Source organism: Paenibacillus helianthi, assembly GCF_001909055.1.
GTDB lineage: Bacteria > Bacillota > Bacilli > Paenibacillales > Paenibacillaceae > Paenibacillus_AQ > Paenibacillus_AQ helianthi.
The window spans coordinates 135,760-154,199 of sequence record NZ_LVWI01000059.1; the positions used below are offsets into that span (position 1 = coordinate 135,760).

An 18,440-nucleotide genomic window follows, 5' to 3' on the forward strand; every position below is an offset into this window, starting at 1 on the left:
ATCGGGTCTGCTAATCATTCAACATCTTATTTGGCGGCCAAAAATGCATCCATTTGCGACTGAATTTCGCTTATCACGGCATCCAGTCCAGCGGCCTTCAGCTTGCTGTTCATTTCCTTCAGGATCGGCTCAGGATCTTTTTCCCCGGAATACAGGGTATTCTTATATTGCTTCGTAATGTTGATCAGCGCTCCGATCTGCGACTGTACCTTGGTTGAGTCAAAGACAAATCCGATCACCGGGGATACCTTGGAGTTTTTATTCCAGTCGGTATAGAGCTGTACGCGTTTGGGATCTTCATCCTTGTTCAGGTAGTTCAGCAGCACATTCCCGATCATCCACGAGGATACAGAGTTGTAGCCGCTGTCCGGAATAAATTCAACCGTGTTGTCGCCTACCTTCTTATAATGCTTGCCTTCAATCCCGAAGGTTAACAGGTTATACAGGACGGGATCGGTATGAATCAGGTTCATGAACATCATGGCCCGCTCCGGGTTTTTGGAGGTTCTGGAGATGGCGAGCATGGAGCCCTGCAGGCTTTTCGTGCTGACCTGTACCGGCAGGAGGGTTTTGATGATCATCGGTTTCTCCGCGAGACGGGTCCAGTCATTGGTGGACGTTGGATTCATATTGCCGTAGGTGAACCAGGCCTTGCCGCTTTTCACGGCATCCTTCAGCTCTGTTTTGTCAGTAGCGCCATTCTTGTTGATATAGCCCGCTTTGTACCATTCCCGGATCAGCTTTAGCCGTGCGAGTATCTCCGGAGTATCGTATTCGTTAAAAACCTTCATCGTCTTGTAATCGAGCAGTGTCGGAATTTCATTACTGCCATCGAGATCCTCACTTTCGGGGTACACAGTGAACCAGTTCAGGCTGTCGGTATGGTTCATGAACAAAGGTGTGATGCCCGGTTCTTTCTCCTTAATCGTCTTCAGCATCGGTTCAATATCCTCAAGCTTCGCGATGCTGTTCACATCGAACCCGTACTTGTCGACAATCGCCTTGTCAAAAGCAAAGCCTACTGACTGGCCCAGTTCCTTCTCGGTTGGAATCGCATACAAATGTCCGTTGACGGTAGCGGCCTGCAGGTAAGCCGGATTAATCTGTGCTTTGGTCTCCTTAGCGTAGGTGTCCAGCAGCTCTTCGAGCGGCAGATAAGCGCCCTTGGCGGCATTGGTCATGAAGTTCCAGGTATAGACCATGTCGAACACTTCGCCGGACTGGATCATCAGATTCACCTTGTCTGCCGGTTTATCCCAGCTAAGCTGATTGATCTTGATCGTGGCGTTAATCTTATCCTTCAAATAATCATTGATCGCCTGTTCTACGGAGGCTACATCCTTATCCGGCCCGCCAGGCAGATAGAGCGATAGCTCCACTTGCTCCAGCCCATTTGTCTTTTCAGTGGCTGTGGCTGTAGCTGTATCCGAGGCGGCTGGTGCGGTGGTGCTATCCACCTTTGTCCCGGTCGGCTCAGCTCCGCTGTTGCTGTTATTGCCTCCGCATCCGCTTAGTGAAAGTCCTATCAGCAGTACAAGTGAAAGCAGTAGGCCCGTGCCCTTTTTTCCTGCCATAGCTTGTTTCCTCCCCTTGATGGTCAATATATGCTAATCGGATGAATCCGAGGTTAGCCTTTAATGGAGCCCAGCGTCAACCCTTTGATAAAATACCGCTGGAAGAATGGATAGGCCAGCACAATCGGGCCAATGCCGATCAGTGCCATAGCCATGCGGATGGTTTCACCCGGCAGTTTCGCCAGCTCCGTCGCCGAGCCTTGAATCAAAGCCCCGTTACGGCTCAGGTAGTCCGCCTGGGAGATCATTTTGTACATCAGGTACTGCAGGGAATAGAGGTCTGTGTCCGTAATGAAGATCATGCTGTTGAACCAGTCATTCCAGTAATGCAGGGTGTTGAACAGACCGATCGTAGCGAACACCGGCAGTGACAGCGGGAACACAATCTGGAAGAACGTCCGCAGCTCACCGGCACCGTCAATCTTGGAGGCCTCAATCAGCGCGGGCGGGACACTCATCTGGAAATAGGTCTTCATAATCAGCACATTGAACGGGGACAGCAGCATCGGAATAACCAGGGACCAGATGGAGTTCTTCAGATCCAGCACCTGGGTGTAGACCATATACCAGGGCACCAGCCCGCCGCCGAACAGCATGGTGAAGAAGATCAGGAAGGCGAAGAACCCTCTGTACCGGAAGTCCGTCCGCGAGAGCGGATAGGCATACAACGAAGAGATAAATACGCTGAGCAGCGTGCCGGCAATGGTTACGAAGAACGACACGCCGTAGGCTTTTACAATGACGGTATAGTCCTTAAAGATATAAGCATATGCCTCCAGACTGAACTTCTCGGGGAAAAATTGATACCCGTTCAGCACAATGGAATCGTAGTCGGTAATTGAGATCATGAACACCAGCACAATCGGCAGCAGACAGGTGATCGACAGGATGATAAAAATTATATGGAGTATCACATTCGTCGGCCGGGATATTTCATTATTGGTCACCGGTTCCATCCCCCTTTTCTTCAAAATCCCTCTCCAAAGGTGTTGTTCGTAACTGCGGTGAATGTTTGGACTTCCGGCCGCTGTTATGTTTGGTTTTCTCTGATTTGAAACCGCTGCCTGAGGTAGAAATCCAAACCTTGCTTATGCTTACGAAGCCAGCTTTCCTACGGAAAGCTTGCAGGCGGTCGCTATCGCTCCTGCAGTTTCAAACTTCACCTCCGTACTCTCACCTTTCATAGTGTTAAAAAACAGCCTGGTCCTTGTCGACCTTGCGTACGATCCAGTTCGAGCCCAGGACCAGGAAGAAGCCGACGATGGATTGGTATAGACCCGCTGCGGCGGACATGCCCAGGTTGCCCATATTGATCAATGCGTTATAGACGTAGGTATCAATGACGAGTGTCGTCGGATACAGCGCCCCGGAGTTCAGTGTGGTCTGGTAGAAGAGCCCGAAGTCGGAGCGGAAAATCCCGCCGATGGCCAGAATAGTGGTGATGATGATGACCGGGCGGATGAGCGGGATCGTTATATGGAGGATCTGCTTCCATTTGCCGGCCCCGTCGATCAGCGCGGCTTCATAATATTCGTTGTCAATGCCGATAATCGCCGCAAGGTAAATGACGCAGCCATACCCCACGCCTTTCCAGAGGTTGATCAGCGGCAGAATAAACGGCCAATACTTTGGCTCGGAATACCAGTTCAGCTCATTCAGCCCAAACATCGCCAGAATGCCTTTGTTCATGAAACCGTATTCAACATTCAGAAAAGCGAACACGAGGTAGCTCACCACCACCATCGACAGGAAATACGGAAAGAACATAATGCTCTGATAAAATTTGGCGGCCAGCTTATTCTTCAGCTCATTCAGGGCAATCGCGATGGATACCGCTATCACTAGGTTGAGAATGATGAACACGAAATTGTACAGCACCGTATTGCGGGTGATGATCCAGGCATCCGATGTGGCGAACAGAAACTTGAAATTATCCATCCCCACCCATGGGCTTCCGAGTATCCCGTCTACGTAGTTAATATTTTTGAAGGCTATGATGATCCCGAACATCGGCAGGTAGTTGTTAATGAGCAGGAAAATCACACCCGGCAGCAGCATCAGCAGCAGCACCTTGTGCTTCAGCAAATGCCCCAGCATGGAGCTTCTTTTCGCATGTATCCGCACTGGCAACCGCTGCCCGGTGTCCAGCGCGTTTCTTTTCTCATGAGTGATCATCGCTTACGCCTCCTGATTCCTTCAGCAGTCTCTCTCTTCCATGTTTCAAGTGTACCCGGAGAGCGGCAGATGCTAAATAAGGTCATCTATAATAAAAGTTCGATAATCTACAGAGTTTGGTGATAGCTGCTTCCAGGCAAGTGGAAACGACGGCTACGCTGTCCTTATAAGGACGGCATCCGTTTCAGCGAGAAAGAGAAGGATAATTTATAGCGAGAAACATATACATTCTTATCTTTCAAAAAAGAGGCCTTCACCCCATGGATGTCGGCCCCTTTTGGCTGCAGCTAATAACTCCGTTCTTCTTATGACAGCATTAGATAAATCTGTGGACGGACCAGATCACGCCCGAGGAGGCGCCTCCCAGATTAAGCGGAACCGTTAAACCATCCGCCTCATAGAAGAGGCCGATCACATCTCCTGCTGTCAGATCAAACTCACCCGTCAAGGTGACTGTCCCGTTGCCCAAGATCGTTCTCAGGGTCAACAGCAGGGCAATGTTTACATTCAGCAGAGGGAACAGTCCGGTTACCAAATCTGTAGTCACAGGAGAAGTTCTCCGGATCACAAATGCCGGGTTGATCCCCGCCCCTAACGCAACCGAAATGGCTGCAGTGGTAGAGTAGTTAATGGTAGCTTCAAAAGAGTACCGGCCCGTAACCGGGACCGTGTAGTTCCCCGTTGTTTCGTTAAACGAGGCGCTGTCGTAATACGGTGACGTCACCGTCCAGCCGGCAAGCTGAGTACTTGCACTGGTTGAAAATGTTGGCAGAAGCCCAGAGAACCCTTCCGCTGCAACATTTGGCCCAGTGGCTCCGGTGGCTCCAGTCACACCCGTAGCTCCAGTGGCTCCCGTTACACCAGTCGCTCCTGTCACACCCGTAGCTCCAGTGGCTCCGGTTACCCCGGTCGCTCCTGTCACGCCTGTAGCTCCAGTGGCTCCCGTTACCCCGGTCACTCCTGTCACGCCTGTAGCTCCAGTGGCTCCGGTTTCACCTGTCGCACCTGTCACACCCGTAGCTCCAGTGGCTCCCGTTACCCCGGTCGCTCCTGTCACACCCGCAACCCCAGTTGCTCCGGTTTCACCAGTCGCTCCCGTCACGCCTGTAGCTCCAGTGGCTCCCGTTACCCCGGTCGCTCCTGTCACGCCTGTAGCTCCAGTGGCTCCGGTTACCCCGGTCGCTCCTGTCACACCTGTAGCTCCAGTGGCTCCCGTTACCCCGGTCGCTCCTGTCACGCCTGTAGCTCCAGTGGCTCCGGTTTCACCTGTCGCTCCTGTCACACCTGTAGCTCCAATTGCTCCCGTTACCCCGGTCGCTCCCGTCTCGCCTGTTGCTCCAGCGGCTCCCGTTTCTCCAGTCGCTCCTGTCACACCCGTAACTCCAGTGGCTCCCGTTTCTCCAGTCGCTCCTGTCACACCTGCAACCCCAGTGGCTCCGGTTTCACCTGTCGCTCCTGTCACACCTGTTGCTCCAGCGGCTCCCGTTTCTCCAGTCGCTCCTGTCACGCCTGCAACCCCAGTTGCTCCGGTTTCACCCGTCGCTCCTGTCACGCCTGCAACCCCAGTTGCTCCGGTTTCACCAGTCGCTCCTGTCACGCCTGTAGCTCCAGTGGCTCCCGTTACCCCGGTCGCTCCTGTCACACCTGTAGCTCCAGTGGCTCCGGTTTCACCCGTCACTCCTGTCACGCCTGTAGCTCCAGTGGCTCCCGTTACCCCGGTCGCTCCTGTCACGCCTGCAACCCCAGTTGCTCCGGTTTCACCAGTCGCTCCTGTCACGCCTGTAGCTCCAGTGGCTCCCGTTACCCCGGTCGCTCCTGTCACACCTGTAGCTCCAGTGGCTCCGGTTTCACCCGTCACTCCTGTCACGCCTGTAGCTCCAATGGCTCCCGTTACCCCGGTCGCTCCCGTCACACCTGCAACCCCAGTGGCTCCGGTTTCTCCTGTCGCTCCTGTCACGCCTGTAGCTCCAGTGGCTCCGGTTTCTCCTGTCACGCCTGTAGCTCCAGTGGCTCCGGTTTCACCAGTCGCTCCTGTCACACCCGTAGCTCCAGTTGCTCCAGTTTCACCTGTCGCTCCTGTCACGCCTGCAACCCCAGTTGCTCCGGTTTCTCCGGTCGCTCCTGTCACTCCTGCAACCCCAGTTGCTCCGGTTTCTCCGGTCGCTCCTGTCACTCCTGCAACCCCAGTTGCTCCGGTTTCACCAGTCACTCCTGTCACACCTGTAGCTCCAGTGGCTCCGGTTTGACCAGTCGCTCCTGTCACACCTGTTGCTCCAGTGGCTCCAGTTTCACCTGTCGCTCCTGTCACACCTGCAACCCCAGTTGCTCCGGTTTCACCAGTCGCTCCTGTCACACCCGTAGCTCCTGTTGCTCCAGTTTCACCTGTCGCTCCTGTCACACCTGCAACCCCAGTTGCTCCGGTTTCTCCCGTCGCTCCTGTCACGCCTGTAGCTCCAGTTGCTCCGGTTTCACCAGTCACTCCTGTCACGCCTGTAGCTCCAGTGGCTCCCGTTACACCAGTTGCTCCCGTCACACCTGCAACCCCAGTTGCTCCAGTTTCACCAGTCGCTCCTGTCACACCTGTGGCTCCAGTGGCTCCCGTTTCTCCGGTCGCTCCTGTCACACCTGCAACCCCAGTCGCTCCAGTTTCACCAGTCGCTCCTGTCACACCCGTAGCTCCAGTGACTCCAGTTTCACCTGTCGCTCCTGTCACACCTGCAACCCCAGTTGCTCCGGTTTCACCAGTCACTCCTGTCACGCCTGTAGCTCCCGTTACCCCGGTCGCTCCTGTCACACCTGCAACCCCAGTTGCTCCAGTTTCACCAGTCGATCCTGTCGCACCCGTAGCTCCAGTGGCTCCCGTTACACCAGTTGCTCCCGTCACACCTGCAACCCCAGTTGCTCCAGTTTCACCTGTCGCTCCTGTCACACCCGTAGCTCCAGTGGCTCCCGTTACCCCGGTCGCTCCTGTTACTCCTGCAACCCCAGTTGCTCCAGTTTCACCTGTCGCTCCAGTGGCACCGGTAGCACCGGTGATCCCCGTGACTTCTCCCAGCAATTCAGAGGATACCAGACGATGCGCAGCCACTAATTGCCCCGTGCTGCTCTTTCCCCAGAATGAGATCTGTACAGGATCATCTGCCGGGCTTGGACTTGATGTTGTGAAGAGAAACTCAAATGCATCCAAATCAGCAAAATAGCTGTTTGTTACTACTTGATTAGCAGCCAGATTCAAGGATTGGCTGACATACAAATTCCGTACACCACCACTCATATAGTAGCCTTGAATCGAGACTATAGAGGCTTCTGAATCACTCCGGTTGTCAATCCGGACTGTCACTGACTGCGTGGGTCTTGCACCACTGACCGCATTGTTTTCAATGGGGCCCGTTGATAAAAAGGTCATTTCTTCATTCTCCTTTTCCTTTTCCTTGGATTTCACATCTCTGCTGGCACTGCTTAATGGCTTCCAATAATTCTCCCAGGAACTCTAGCAGCACAAAAAGTGATTTATATAGTAATATTCGAACGGCTTACATGCGGTGTGGACGTAAGAACTGCAAGCTTATGCACAACCTGTCTATCCCACTAGGCGACCAGAGACAGCAGCACGGGCTCCAAGTGGCCAAGTATCAATAATCGGGCGGTGCGGATTTTCTTAGGGACGAAGCAAAGAGGACTGTCTCCGGGCCATATCAATACGGCCTCTAGAAGCAGTCCTTTCCTGTAGCAGAACTAATAGTTGTTCCCCTCCTACTCCTTCCCGGCGCTCAACTGGCTCTCCCCCTGCAAAGGAGTGCGGGGATTGAAATTCGGATACATGTACTCCTCACGTTTAAAAGAATAACCGGTCGCCGCAATATCCAACATCTGATTCAGCCGGTCACTTTCCGCGCGCAGGCCTTCGCCCACGCTAATGCCGCCGGAAAGGATCTGTAGATAGAGCTGCATACGGGGCCGGTCGCCCGAGTCCCGGGGTTCCACCGAGACGGTATTCGGATCGTACTGGTCCATAATCTGCGGAGCCAGCGGATAAATGGACTCCTCAGCCGTCGGGTAAAACTCCTTGAAATGGCCCAGCCCCGGAACCAGGCCCGGAAGATCTGCGATCCCGTCTACCACCGGCAGGGCCAAGGCCTGCTGGAACAGAATGGTCAGAAAAGCTTCAGACTGGAGAAACTTCCATACCTTCACCGCCGCTTCCAAGTCAGGTGCGCTGCTGTTTACCGCCAGCGGCGAATGCGGAATCATCATAAGCGCGCCGCTGCCCTTCTTCGCCGAAGTCATTACAGGCGGCAGAGCCACCCCCCAATCATCCTTAGGCATATATTCCTGCAATTTCACATAATCTTTGCTGGTTGCATACATCATGCCGATGTTGCCGTCGGCGAACTGCCTGAGCGCACCGTTCCGCTTCAGCAGAGTCTCTCCGGGATAGAGGCTGCCCTCTGCTTTCATATCCAGCAGCATTTGCAGCCAGGGAGCATATACACTCAGATCATAACGTCCGGTCCGGTAATTATAGAGATACACCCCGCTGTAGGTATTGGACATTTCCAGCCCCGTCTGCAGACTGTCCTGGCTGTCTCCGGCGGCCAGCGCGAAGCCGTATTTGTTCACGCCGACCCCGGCGCGGCTAATCCTGGCCGCAGCCTGCTTCACTTCAGCGAAAGTGACAGGCGGATGCTCCGCATCCAGTCCGGCGCTCTGGAATAGCTGCTTATTATAGATCAGGCGCACGGTCTCAATACTGGAGGGCAGGAAATAGATCCCTCCCTTAAACAGAGAGCTGCGTGCGTAATCTCTAGCCCACTTTGGAAATCTGTTCAGATCCGCAGGGTCCAGATAAGAGTTCAGGTTGGCCAGATACCCCTTGTTCACATAGGTAGCCAGCCAGCTGTTATCCACGCTGAACACATCCGGCCCCTGACCCGAAGTCATCAGCATGTTGAGCGTGTCATCGTAGGCATCCGTGGACAGATTCATCATTACAATTTCAATATGGTCCGGATTGCTCTGATTAAATTTCCGGATCGCATTCTTCACCTCCAGATTCTCTGTCCAGTCGTACAGCGCAATCCGTACTTGAACCGGGGGAGCCGCCTCAGGTACCGGCTCTGAATTAAACTCCACCAGCAGCGGACGGTCATAGGCGATGGCATATACGATAAGCCCGCATAGCAACAGGCCGAAGATATAGAATAACAGCCGTTTCATCCCTCACCTCCTGCGTTGACAGCGTAACGCGCCCGTTTTACAATGTATACCATCTATTGAATGGTATTTTCCATTAATACCCGTTAAATGGCAAGCGAAGATTATCCGCAGTGTGAAGGGGGCTCAGATGAAGAAATTATTCGATACTCTGTCCAAAACCCTCTTCTTATACAACTTCAGCATCCGCAGCAGACTTATCCTCTACTTCCTCTTTCTCGTCCTTCTACCGACCACCATTATCTCCGTTACGGTATATAACAAATCAGCGGATATTATCACCCGCAATGTCAATACATCGATCGAAAACAACCTGAATCTGGTTCAGGATAATCTCGCTCAGCGTTTCGCCGCTGCGGATCAATCCATGATTTCTCTATACCTCAATACGGAGTTCGCCGACCTGATCTCCGCCAACCGACCGACAGACAGCACAGGAATTATTAATGAGCTGGCTGCGCTGAGCAGAATCCTGGAGAGCTTTCCCGGCAGCGGAACCTCCGGAAGCAGCTTCGTCCCTATGCTATATATGCTGAACCGTCCGGAATATACGCAGTATAATTTCTCAAGACGGGTGTTTAATATCGACCAGATTTCACTGAAGCCGTGGTATTTGGGCATTCCGGCCAAATCCGACTTCACGGTGGTTGGGCTCAGCTCCCTGGATTCCAAGTTCACCCTTAAATTTGCAAAGCGCCTGTTTGGCATCCGGCATGCCCAACTGCCCTATGTAGGCCTCCTTACCATTGATATTCCCGTGACAGAATTCGATAATCTGCTGGAACACTACAAACCTACGGCAGGCAGCCGGATTTACATCGCCGACCAGACCGGAACAATTGCAGTCAGCCCGGACACGTCACTCCTTGGACAGAACATCAGTACCCAAGACTATTACCGCTACATGAAGTTCCCTGAAGGCAGCAGCGGCACCTTCCATTCCTTCCGTCAGGTAATCCAGGGGGAGAAGATGCTGGTCTCCTATACCCAAATCCCGGAAACCGGCTGGACGATCCTTTCCTTCTCACCCGTGAGCGAGCTTAATGGAGAGCTAGCCTCCTTTCAGCGTGTCATGTACATCGTCATCGGTATCTGTATGCTGATCTCACTCATGATGGCTCTGCTGTTGTCGGAGAATATCTCCGCTCCCATCCGCAAATTCATTCAGTCCATGTCCCATGCCGAGAGCGGCAACTTCAATATCATTATCCGCTACCGGCGCAAAGACGAATTTTCCTATTTGTTCAACCGCTACAATAAGCTGCTGCAGCAGATCAAAGCGCTGATCGATAAGCTCTATGTGACCGAATTACGTAAAAAAGAAGCCGAGCTTAAAACCCTTCAGGCTCAGATCAATCCGCATTTCCTATATAACACGCTGGATTCAATCAACTGGATTGCCATCAATCATGGCATTCCCGAGATCAGCAATATGGTAACCTCGCTGTCCGACTTCTTCCGCTACAGCCTGAGCAAAGGCCGGAATATTATCCCGCTGCGCGATGAGCTGCGGCAGGTGGACAGCTACCTGCAGATTCAGCAGTTCCGCTTCCAGGATAAGCTGGAGTATGAGCTGGAGGAGACCGACCCCCGGGTGCTGGAGGAATGTCTGGTAGTCAAGCTCAGTCTTCAGCCGCTCGTAGAGAACTCCATTATCCATGGAATCCAGAAGCGGCGGGGAAAAGGCAAAATCCGCATCCGGGTGGAGCGGTCCGGGGACCTTCTCTGTGTGTCCGTCTTTGACGATGGGGCAGGTGCAGATCCAGAGCGGCTGAATCAGCTGCTGACGGATCAGCATCCGGGGAATCAATCCTACGGCATCCGTAATGTGCATACCCGAATCCAGCAGTTTTTCGGCGAATCTTACGGCATCCGGTATTATGCCAATACCGAAGACCAGAGCGGCCTCCTGGCTCTAGTCCGGTTTCCGGTTGTGACTACATGGAACGAGGTGATGGAAGATGTTGACGATGATCGTAGCGGATGATGAGCCCTTTATCCGCAGAAGTCTGATCCATGTATTCAACTGGCAGGAGGAGTTCGGCATCGAGATCATCGGTGAGGCCTCAGACGGGCAGGAGGCTTATGAGTTATGTATGGAGCTTCAGCCTGATATTTTATTCACGGATATTATGATGCCCATGCTGGGGGGCCTGGAGGTGGCAGAGAAGCTGAAGGCCGGGAATTGCCGGACCCGAATCATTATTATCAGCGGCGCCCAGGATTTCTCCTATGCCCAAACTGCCCTGAAGGTCAATGCCGAGGGGTATATTCTGAAGCCAGTCAAATTGCCCGAGCTGCGGGAGGTCTTTCATGAAGTCGTCAACCGGCTGCGTCAGGAGAAAGACCACCAGATGAATGTCGAGCAGTTGAAGAAGCAAGTAGAGAACCACATGCCGCTGATCCGCGAGAAATTCCTCCGGAACTGGGTGGGGGGACTATACCGGGATGAACGGGAGCTCTGGGAGAAGATCAGTGATTTCCGGCTTCCCTTTGAACAGGGGGATGTCCTGACGGCAGGCGTGCTCCAGCTGGATGATTATGAGACCGCGGTCGGCAAATTCTCGGAGGAAAATAAGCAGCTGCTGTATTTTGCGATCCAGAACATCATCACCGAATGTCTGGAGAGTCCGCCCGGCGGAATCTCTTTTGTCGCCAGCGAAAATGAATTCATCATCATCTTCTGCCCGGATACGTCTACTTCTTCCCACACTGGCGGCATCGCAAGCCTCTGTGAAAAAATCATGGGCAGCATTCAGCAATATCTGCGGCTGGACGCGTCCATAGGCATAGGCCGGGCTTGCCCCACCGCAAGTGAGCTTGAGGACTCCTATAAGGATGCGATGGCCGCGCTGGTGCATACCTTTTATACTGGCCATGGTTCCATTCTGGATATCAAGGATATTCAGTCCGCTACGGAGACTTTGCAGAGTACCTTTTTTTATAAATTCCATGCGAGGCTGATGAATGAGCTGAAGGCGGGCCATACCGAAGAAGTCATGGAACTGCTGGAGAAGCTCTTCGACCGGGTGGCCGCCCCCAAGCTGCAAATCGATTATGTGCAGAGCATCTGCGCCGAGATGATTTTTACGTCTGCAAGCGCCCTTTATGAGCTGGATGAGGACATCGAGCAGGTGCTGCAGGACCGGCTGACCATCATGGACACACTCTACAAGCAGAAGAATATATCCGGGCTAAAAGCCTATATGCTCTCGCTATTTTATGATCTCAGCACTTATGTGGCAGGGAAAAACACCTCCAGAAACAGCAAAACCATCAACCGGATCAGAGCCATTGTTCAGGAGGGGTACGCTCATGAGCTGTCCATTGCACGAATTGCCGAGGAGGTCTACCTGACCCCCAACTACATCAGCCTGATCTTCAAAAAAGAAACCGGCGAGACCCTTACGGACTACATCACCAGAATCCGAATCGATAAGGCCAAGGAGCTGCTGCATTCCACAGATCTCAAGGTCATGGAAATTGCTGAACGGGTCGGCTACGAGAATCCCCATTATTTTAGTACAGTATTCAAAAAGATTGTCGGAAAACATCCGCTTAAATACCGCTCCGACAAGTAGCCAGAATGAACGGTTGTCCTTCCGGGCAAATTAAGGGCAAAGACATCAGGGGAGTGAGTCAGGATGGCAAGAAGGAACAGAAGATATGCAGTGCCCGGAGTGGAACAGGGAATGCAGACTTTGAAAGCCAATGTGATGAAGCAGGAAGGCTATACCGTGAATCCGGACCGGCCGGATGACGTGAAGTACGAAGTGGCTAAAGAGCTGGGCGTCCCTCTGCAGCACGGTAACAACGGAGCACTGACTACAGAATCGGCCGGTCAGATCGGCGGCAAAATTGGCGGGTCCATGGTTCGGGAAATGATCCGTCTTGCCCAGGAACAGCTGGCGAATACGGAGCAGCAGAACAAGTAATCCTTCATGGGACTAAGCTGGTTATGTTCATTGCATAGCCACCGGTGCTGCTGCCCGCCTGCCTGTTGCAAATACCTTTGAGGCGGGGCAGATGCCCCGTCCCTTTCTATTTAGTGATGTACGATTTGACCCCAATTCTGGAGAAAATCCTGTGATGCGCATCGCCGCTGCCCTTCGGACCCCGCACCGACCGGCTGGACAAGGTCTGCAGATAAGCAAAATCCGGGTGAAGTCCTTCATCCGTGAGATAAGCCGAGGTCCGGCTGCCCGGGACTCTTTCGCGGTTCAGGGACCTAATGATGCCTTCCGCACTTTTAATCCCCAGCCCGTGTCCATAGTAGCTGTCATTACCGAGCAGCACTGTATTTTCCCCCTGCCATTCCGGCTTATCCGGGTCATGGTCCGGGTTCTTGAAATACACGACATCCCCCGGCTGCATTTCTGACGGATCAAAGGTAGTGATCATCCGCAGATTGCTGTCATAGTTCCAATCCCACAGGAACAGGTCCGTAAAATGCTGATTAAACGCATTTTCCCCGATCATATCAATGGTTGCCTTGTAGAGAATCATAACCATCGCCATGGCACATTCGAAAGCGTACAACTGTCCGTTACTAAAAATATCCTGGATTGCCGCCGACGGGGTGACATCGCTGCGAAGCTGGAATCCTCCATTCTCCGTACGTATCCAATATTTTGGGTTGCAGCGGGAATTCTTAAATGTGGAAAAGTCTGTGCCGCCGGTATTCATCTCTATGGCTGTTTCAATAATGCGTTCCCTCATCTTCTGTTCGAATCCCGAACCTGGATTATCATAACCAAAGGCCACTATCCATTTCCCCTTTCCTGTCACAATAGATAGGTTATTGTACGTGTCGGGCCTTTGGTTGGTGCACGGCAGTTTAACTCTCCTGAAACCAGGCGTTAACCTGAGCGGTCTCCTCCGTCAGAAGATCCAGATAGATTGAAGTGCGGTAATCCGTTTCCTTGAGGCTTCGGCCTGTAATTTCAGCAATCCGGTTCAGCCGGTACATCAGGGTGTTGGTGTGGATATGCAGAAAGGATGCAGATTCCTTAAGATTCCCGTTCAGCGTCAAATAGACGGCAATGGTTTTGACCAAATCACTTTTGTGCTCACGGTCATGCGCCTTTAGTGGCGAGAGCAGCGAGCTCTTGCGCGTCCGGCTGCGCTTCTGCTCCAGAATGGCCGGAATATACGCCCAGAAGCCGAGATCTTCATACAGCAGCAGGTGGTGGGCATGATAAGGCAGCAGTTTTTTGATCTCCAGGATGGTGAGTGCTTCCCGGTATGCAGCCGCAGCCGAAGTATATTCCCGGTAGCCCGGACTGCAGCCTGCTGTCAGAACGCAGCTTTCGCTGCGGCTCAGCTCCTGCAGCAGGTGCTGCACGAACGAAGATAACAGTTCTGTTCCTTCTACCGGAAACAGAAAGGAAAACAGAATAATTAGCCGGTTATGCTCGGCAGTCAGAAACAGCAGGCGCTGATTGGCACCCGCCTCCATCCGTTGGCGGAAACGCTGAACAAAGCGGTCGTCGATCGTCTTGTCACTCTCCAGCACCCCGATATAATAGCTCTCCGGCAACAGGATTGAAGAACCTTCAGCCTCCTGGCGGATACGCGATTCCGTTTCGTAATGCGAGGTCAGCAGCTTCCAGAAGAAATCCTCATGCGCCTTCTCCTGCCTAGTCTTCCAGCCGCGCTGCTTCAGCAGATAACGCCCGGCAATCCCGGCAGCTTTCTCCACAATGCGTTCCGCATGCCCCTCGGCCAGATTGCCTCTGTCCACCACCCAGATATAGCCGAGAATCTCCTGTTGATGCCGGATGCACATCGCCAGCCTTGGCCCAAGCCCTACCTCCATGACTGCCGGAATGCGGATCGGATGCGCGGTGTGTTCAAGCTGATGCATCACGCCTTTTTTGCGCAAGCCGATGATGACCGTATTCGGCACACGCTTACCGATAATAGTGGAGATGCGCGCGGGATCGCTCTCGAACTGGTGGGAGCTGTATCCGATCACGTGATGATTGCTGTCCTCAATCGTCACCTGCGACTGAAGCGATTCGCTGAGGGTATCCGCCAGGGATTCCATACTGTCAAAAAAACGATCAAATGATGGCTCTGAATCTGTCAATGTCCCCACCCCAACCTGAAGAATAGCCGAAATCTTGTACGATAAGTGATTTCATTATATCCCGCAGCTTTGCGGCTGACTATAGGGGATGGTTGCCTGGTGGTCAAGTAGAAACGGGTACCGTCGTTAAAGGACGGCACCCGTTTCTGGCATAAATCGTATTTCCAACTTTGTATTTCTCGTCTATTTCATCAAACTGCTATATTCAGGGGTATCTTACTCACTTACCAGAGCATACGCGGATATTTTACGAATACGGTAAGTAATCAGCATCGAAGTACAGTAAGAGACAACGACAAGTGCCACTCCAAACAAACTAATCCACGACGTCGCGATAACAAATTGTGCCTTCATAATCCCCATAGCACGCATCGCCACTGACATGAGTGGGTTGGTTAGGGTAATTCCAACTGCGCTTCCGAACAATACGCCTATAATGATAGGCGGCAAAAACCCAAGTGAGAGCTGATTCATTAGCTGGAAGGTTGTAAAACCAATCGCTTTTTGTATACCCAGTTCACGTTTCTTACGAATAACCGATGAAATAATAACAAAATACAGAACAAGAATTACAACAACTATGGTTATAACCATCATACCCATACCAAGCTTCGAGACAATCGATATGTACATGCCCATGCCATCGTCCATAATTTTATCCATATCTACTGATGTTACGATTGAATCTCCATAGTCGCTTTCAAGCTTGTTTACAAATTCATCAGCTTTACTATTTTTGTTCAAATAGATTTGCAGGCTCTGCTGTTTAAAGTCCGGGTTCACCTTAAGGATGCCGTCCCATCTTATAGACGCATTCATTCCGCCCATATTTGCACCTTGAGATAAGCCTGTGATCATATATTCGGCCTGCTTAGCGCCGACTTTTATCATTACACGGTCACCGATCTTTTTGTCCATCTTATCCGCTAAGATACCGGCAAGTACAACTTCATTGCTGTGGAGCGGATATCTGCCCTTAAAGACGGTATTCGTTTCTTTTGTAGAAAAATCCTCCATTACATAAGCAGTTACATCATAGTTCTCTATTTTAACTTTGGACTCATCTATATACTGGACTTTTCTTACATTCTTCATGTTTTTAATGTTATCCACAAGCTTTGGTTGTTCCGCATCCGAATTCAAAATAGCCACCGCATTTGAAAGTTCGATTCCGGGAGTCTTTGCAAACGCCTGTGTATCAATGACGGTGTTATAAAACATCACAGCACCAAATGTACTGGCAAAAGATACAGCAGCAAGGATAACTCCAATCATGAAGCTGTGCTTCCTGCTTTGCAGCATGGATTTAAACCCGAGAACAACCGGCAGACTGCCTATTGACTTATGAAGCGGCAAATAATTTTTTCTAAAGTTATGGGTTGTGATTCCGCCTCTTAAGGCTACAATCGGATTAAGCTTACGAATTCGTCCCGAAGAAATGAAAGAGACAATGATAACAACGAATAAAATTGCACTTAGAATAATGCTGCTGATTGCTCCATCGAAGCCTTGCACCCACATGAGCCCGGATTGATGTGCAAAAATATCAGAAAGTATTGGCGTTGTTAAATAGGATAACGATATGCCTGCTATACTGCCAACCAAGGCAATAAGCATGTACTGCATTACAATTGACAATATAATTTGTCTGCTGGTATACCCGATCGCCCTTAGAGACCCGATTTTGCTCATATCTTCCTCTATGCTGTTCCCAATTCTGAACCGGACCACAATAAGGCATACGATTGCGATAATAAAAGCGAAAGCCATCGCCATTACCGACGCCATACTTGACATAAAAGTACGGGACGTTCTCAACAGTTCTATATCCGAGCTGGACAATGTTCTGGTATCTTCCACCATAGAAAGAGTAGCCTTTTGATCTGGTTGTACTAATTCTCTTATTCCTGTTTCAACTTCATTATTTACTTTATCAAGATCAGCAAAAATAAGGGTTGCACTATATTTGTCACCCAGCTTTTGTACAACTTTTTCATAGGTTTCATGGGGCAAATAAGTTCCTAAATTTATAGTATCAAGTGAACTGAAGAAGGCATCTTCTGTAAATCCTTTTATTGTAAATGTAAGGGCTGCATCATCAAATTTCATTTTAACTTTGTCATTCAGCTTGTATCCACCGTCAATATTCAATAGATACGGCACATAAATCGACATTGAATCAGGTGGTAAATGCTCGCCAACAAATTTCCATTTAGAGAAATCACGTTCTTTATCTGCATCATTTAGAATAAAACTAATCTCGCGTGTATCATCATTATAAGGGATGGATGCCTGAGCCCATATTACTTCCTCTTTTTGCATGTTTGATACATTTTTATTATTTCTGATGTACTTATCTACCTCTCCGTTATATAAATGACTTGGCATGATATAGTACACATCAGTGGTCTTAAGCTCTTTGGTGACTTTTTCAAAAAAACTGCCAAAATTCACAAACACGAGCGAGCCCGCATTTAACAGCAATCCGGCAATGAGGAACATTAGCAATAGTGAAACCGTGTGTCCTTTGGTTTTTCGTATATTCGCAAAGCTGAGCATAGCTAATTTTCGCAACGTTACCACCCCATTTCAGTGAGGAAGGCCTGGAGCTTGCCGTGCCGCTCCCTGTCGCCGCTTACGTATTTGCCTAAGTTGCAAATGCCATGAATAACACCGTCACGCATATATAAAATCCGGTTTCCTCTTCTTGCGGACTTCAAATCATGGGTAACCATGATAATGCTTTGCCCCCTGCTGTTAAGATCGGTCAGCACATCAAGTACTGCCTTACCAGACGCGGAATTAAGGGCGCCTGTGGGTTCATCGGCAAAAACAACCTTTGGCTGGTTGATTAATGCACGCACAATCGCAGCACGCTGCGCTTCTCCGCCGGACAATTGGGTAGGAAATTTACTCCAAATCAATTCTGTTAATCCAACCTGTGCAAGCAGTTCTTTTGCCCTTGCTGTAATGGCCTTTCTGTCATTACTGACAAGCAGTCCTGCGGCAAGAATATTATCCAATATACTCATATTATCGAGCAGGAACATTTGCTGAAACACAAATCCGCAATTTAATCTGCGAAACACCGCCAGCTTATCATTGGACAGCTTTGCGATCTCCTGATCAAAGTATGTGATGGAGCCGAGCGTCGGCTTATCCATACCTGATAAGGCATACATGAGCGTGGATTTTCCCGCGCCGGATGAACCCATGATGACAGTGAAATCCCCGGATAGTATCTCCAAATCAAGATTTTTAAGAACATGCTGCTGCACGCCTCCGCTGGAGAACGATTTGCTAAGCTTGTCGGTCGCGATCATTACTTGACTCATTATTTGGCCCCCTAATAAAAATAAGACTGTTAAAACTTACTGCATGTGGAG

At 50.9% G+C, this 18,440-nt stretch carries 12 protein-coding genes; 3 read left to right on the top strand and 9 right to left on the bottom strand.

Annotated elements, in window-relative coordinates; all coding sequences use genetic code 11:
• Window positions 1-26: 26 nt before the first annotated feature.
• The 5 genes from A3844_RS22420 to A3844_RS22440 all read right to left on the bottom strand — a co-directional run bounded on the left by A3844_RS22420 (window position 27) and on the right by A3844_RS22440 (window position 8,966).
• The gene (locus tag A3844_RS22420) at window positions 27-1,574 is read right to left on the bottom strand and encodes an ABC transporter substrate-binding protein (protein ID WP_074108514.1); all 1,548 of its coding nucleotides are present in this window, start codon (window positions 1,572-1,574) and stop codon (window positions 27-29) included.
• 53 nt (window positions 1,575-1,627) lie between these two features.
• Window positions 1,628-2,530: a carbohydrate ABC transporter permease gene (locus tag A3844_RS22425; RefSeq protein ID WP_074088825.1), complete on the bottom strand. Its 903-nt coding sequence runs from the start codon at window positions 2,528-2,530 to the stop codon at window positions 1,628-1,630.
• A 232-nt stretch (window positions 2,531-2,762) separates the two neighbouring features.
• Window positions 2,763-3,749: an ABC transporter permease gene (locus A3844_RS22430; protein ID WP_208619448.1), complete on the bottom strand. Its 987-nt coding sequence runs from the start codon at window positions 3,747-3,749 to the stop codon at window positions 2,763-2,765.
• Between the two features lie 316 nt (window positions 3,750-4,065).
• Window positions 4,066-7,155 (bottom strand): beta strand repeat-containing protein, encoded by a 3,090-nt coding sequence (locus tag A3844_RS22435; RefSeq protein ID WP_083606969.1) that lies wholly within the window; start codon window positions 7,153-7,155, stop codon window positions 4,066-4,068.
• 347 nt (window positions 7,156-7,502) lie between these two features.
• Window positions 7,503-8,966, bottom strand: coding sequence for an ABC transporter substrate-binding protein (locus A3844_RS22440; RefSeq protein ID WP_074101452.1), 1,464 nt, complete (start codon window positions 8,964-8,966; stop codon window positions 7,503-7,505).
• A gap of 127 nt (window positions 8,967-9,093) precedes the next feature.
• Between A3844_RS22440 and A3844_RS22445 the strand changes: the two genes are divergently transcribed.
• The 3 genes from A3844_RS22445 (at window position 9,094) to A3844_RS22455 (ending at window position 12,898) form a co-directional block, all read left to right on the top strand.
• Window positions 9,094-10,950 (top strand): cache domain-containing sensor histidine kinase, encoded by a 1,857-nt coding sequence (locus A3844_RS22445; protein ID WP_074101453.1) that lies wholly within the window; start codon window positions 9,094-9,096, stop codon window positions 10,948-10,950.
• Window positions 10,925-12,544 (top strand): response regulator, encoded by a 1,620-nt coding sequence (locus A3844_RS22450; protein WP_083606970.1) that lies wholly within the window; start codon window positions 10,925-10,927, stop codon window positions 12,542-12,544. The genes A3844_RS22445 and A3844_RS22450 overlap by 26 nt, the downstream gene beginning before the upstream one ends.
• Before the next feature lie 63 nt (window positions 12,545-12,607).
• On the top strand, window positions 12,608-12,898 hold the full coding sequence (locus A3844_RS22455) for an alpha/beta-type small acid-soluble spore protein (RefSeq protein WP_074088821.1): 291 nt from the start codon (window positions 12,608-12,610) through the stop codon (window positions 12,896-12,898).
• Between the two features lie 106 nt (window positions 12,899-13,004).
• On the opposite strand, the gene A3844_RS22460 is transcribed toward A3844_RS22455, so the two are convergent.
• From A3844_RS22460 to A3844_RS22475, 4 genes are all read right to left on the bottom strand, one after another.
• A complete protein-coding gene (locus A3844_RS22460; RefSeq protein ID WP_279629283.1) occupies window positions 13,005-13,751 on the bottom strand; it encodes a protein-glutamine gamma-glutamyltransferase in 747 nt (248 codons plus the stop codon).
• 49 nt (window positions 13,752-13,800) lie between these two features.
• Window positions 13,801-15,054, bottom strand: a complete 1,254-nt coding sequence (locus A3844_RS22465) for a PucR family transcriptional regulator (RefSeq protein WP_083606971.1) — start codon at window positions 15,052-15,054, stop codon at window positions 13,801-13,803.
• A 216-nt stretch (window positions 15,055-15,270) separates the two neighbouring features.
• Window positions 15,271-17,628, bottom strand: coding sequence for an ABC transporter permease (locus A3844_RS22470; protein WP_074108516.1), 2,358 nt, complete (start codon window positions 17,626-17,628; stop codon window positions 15,271-15,273).
• A gap of 2 nt (window positions 17,629-17,630) precedes the next feature.
• The gene (locus A3844_RS22475; protein WP_074108517.1) at window positions 17,631-18,389 is read right to left on the bottom strand and encodes an ABC transporter ATP-binding protein; all 759 of its coding nucleotides are present in this window, start codon (window positions 18,387-18,389) and stop codon (window positions 17,631-17,633) included.
• Window positions 18,390-18,440 lie beyond the last annotated feature (51 nt).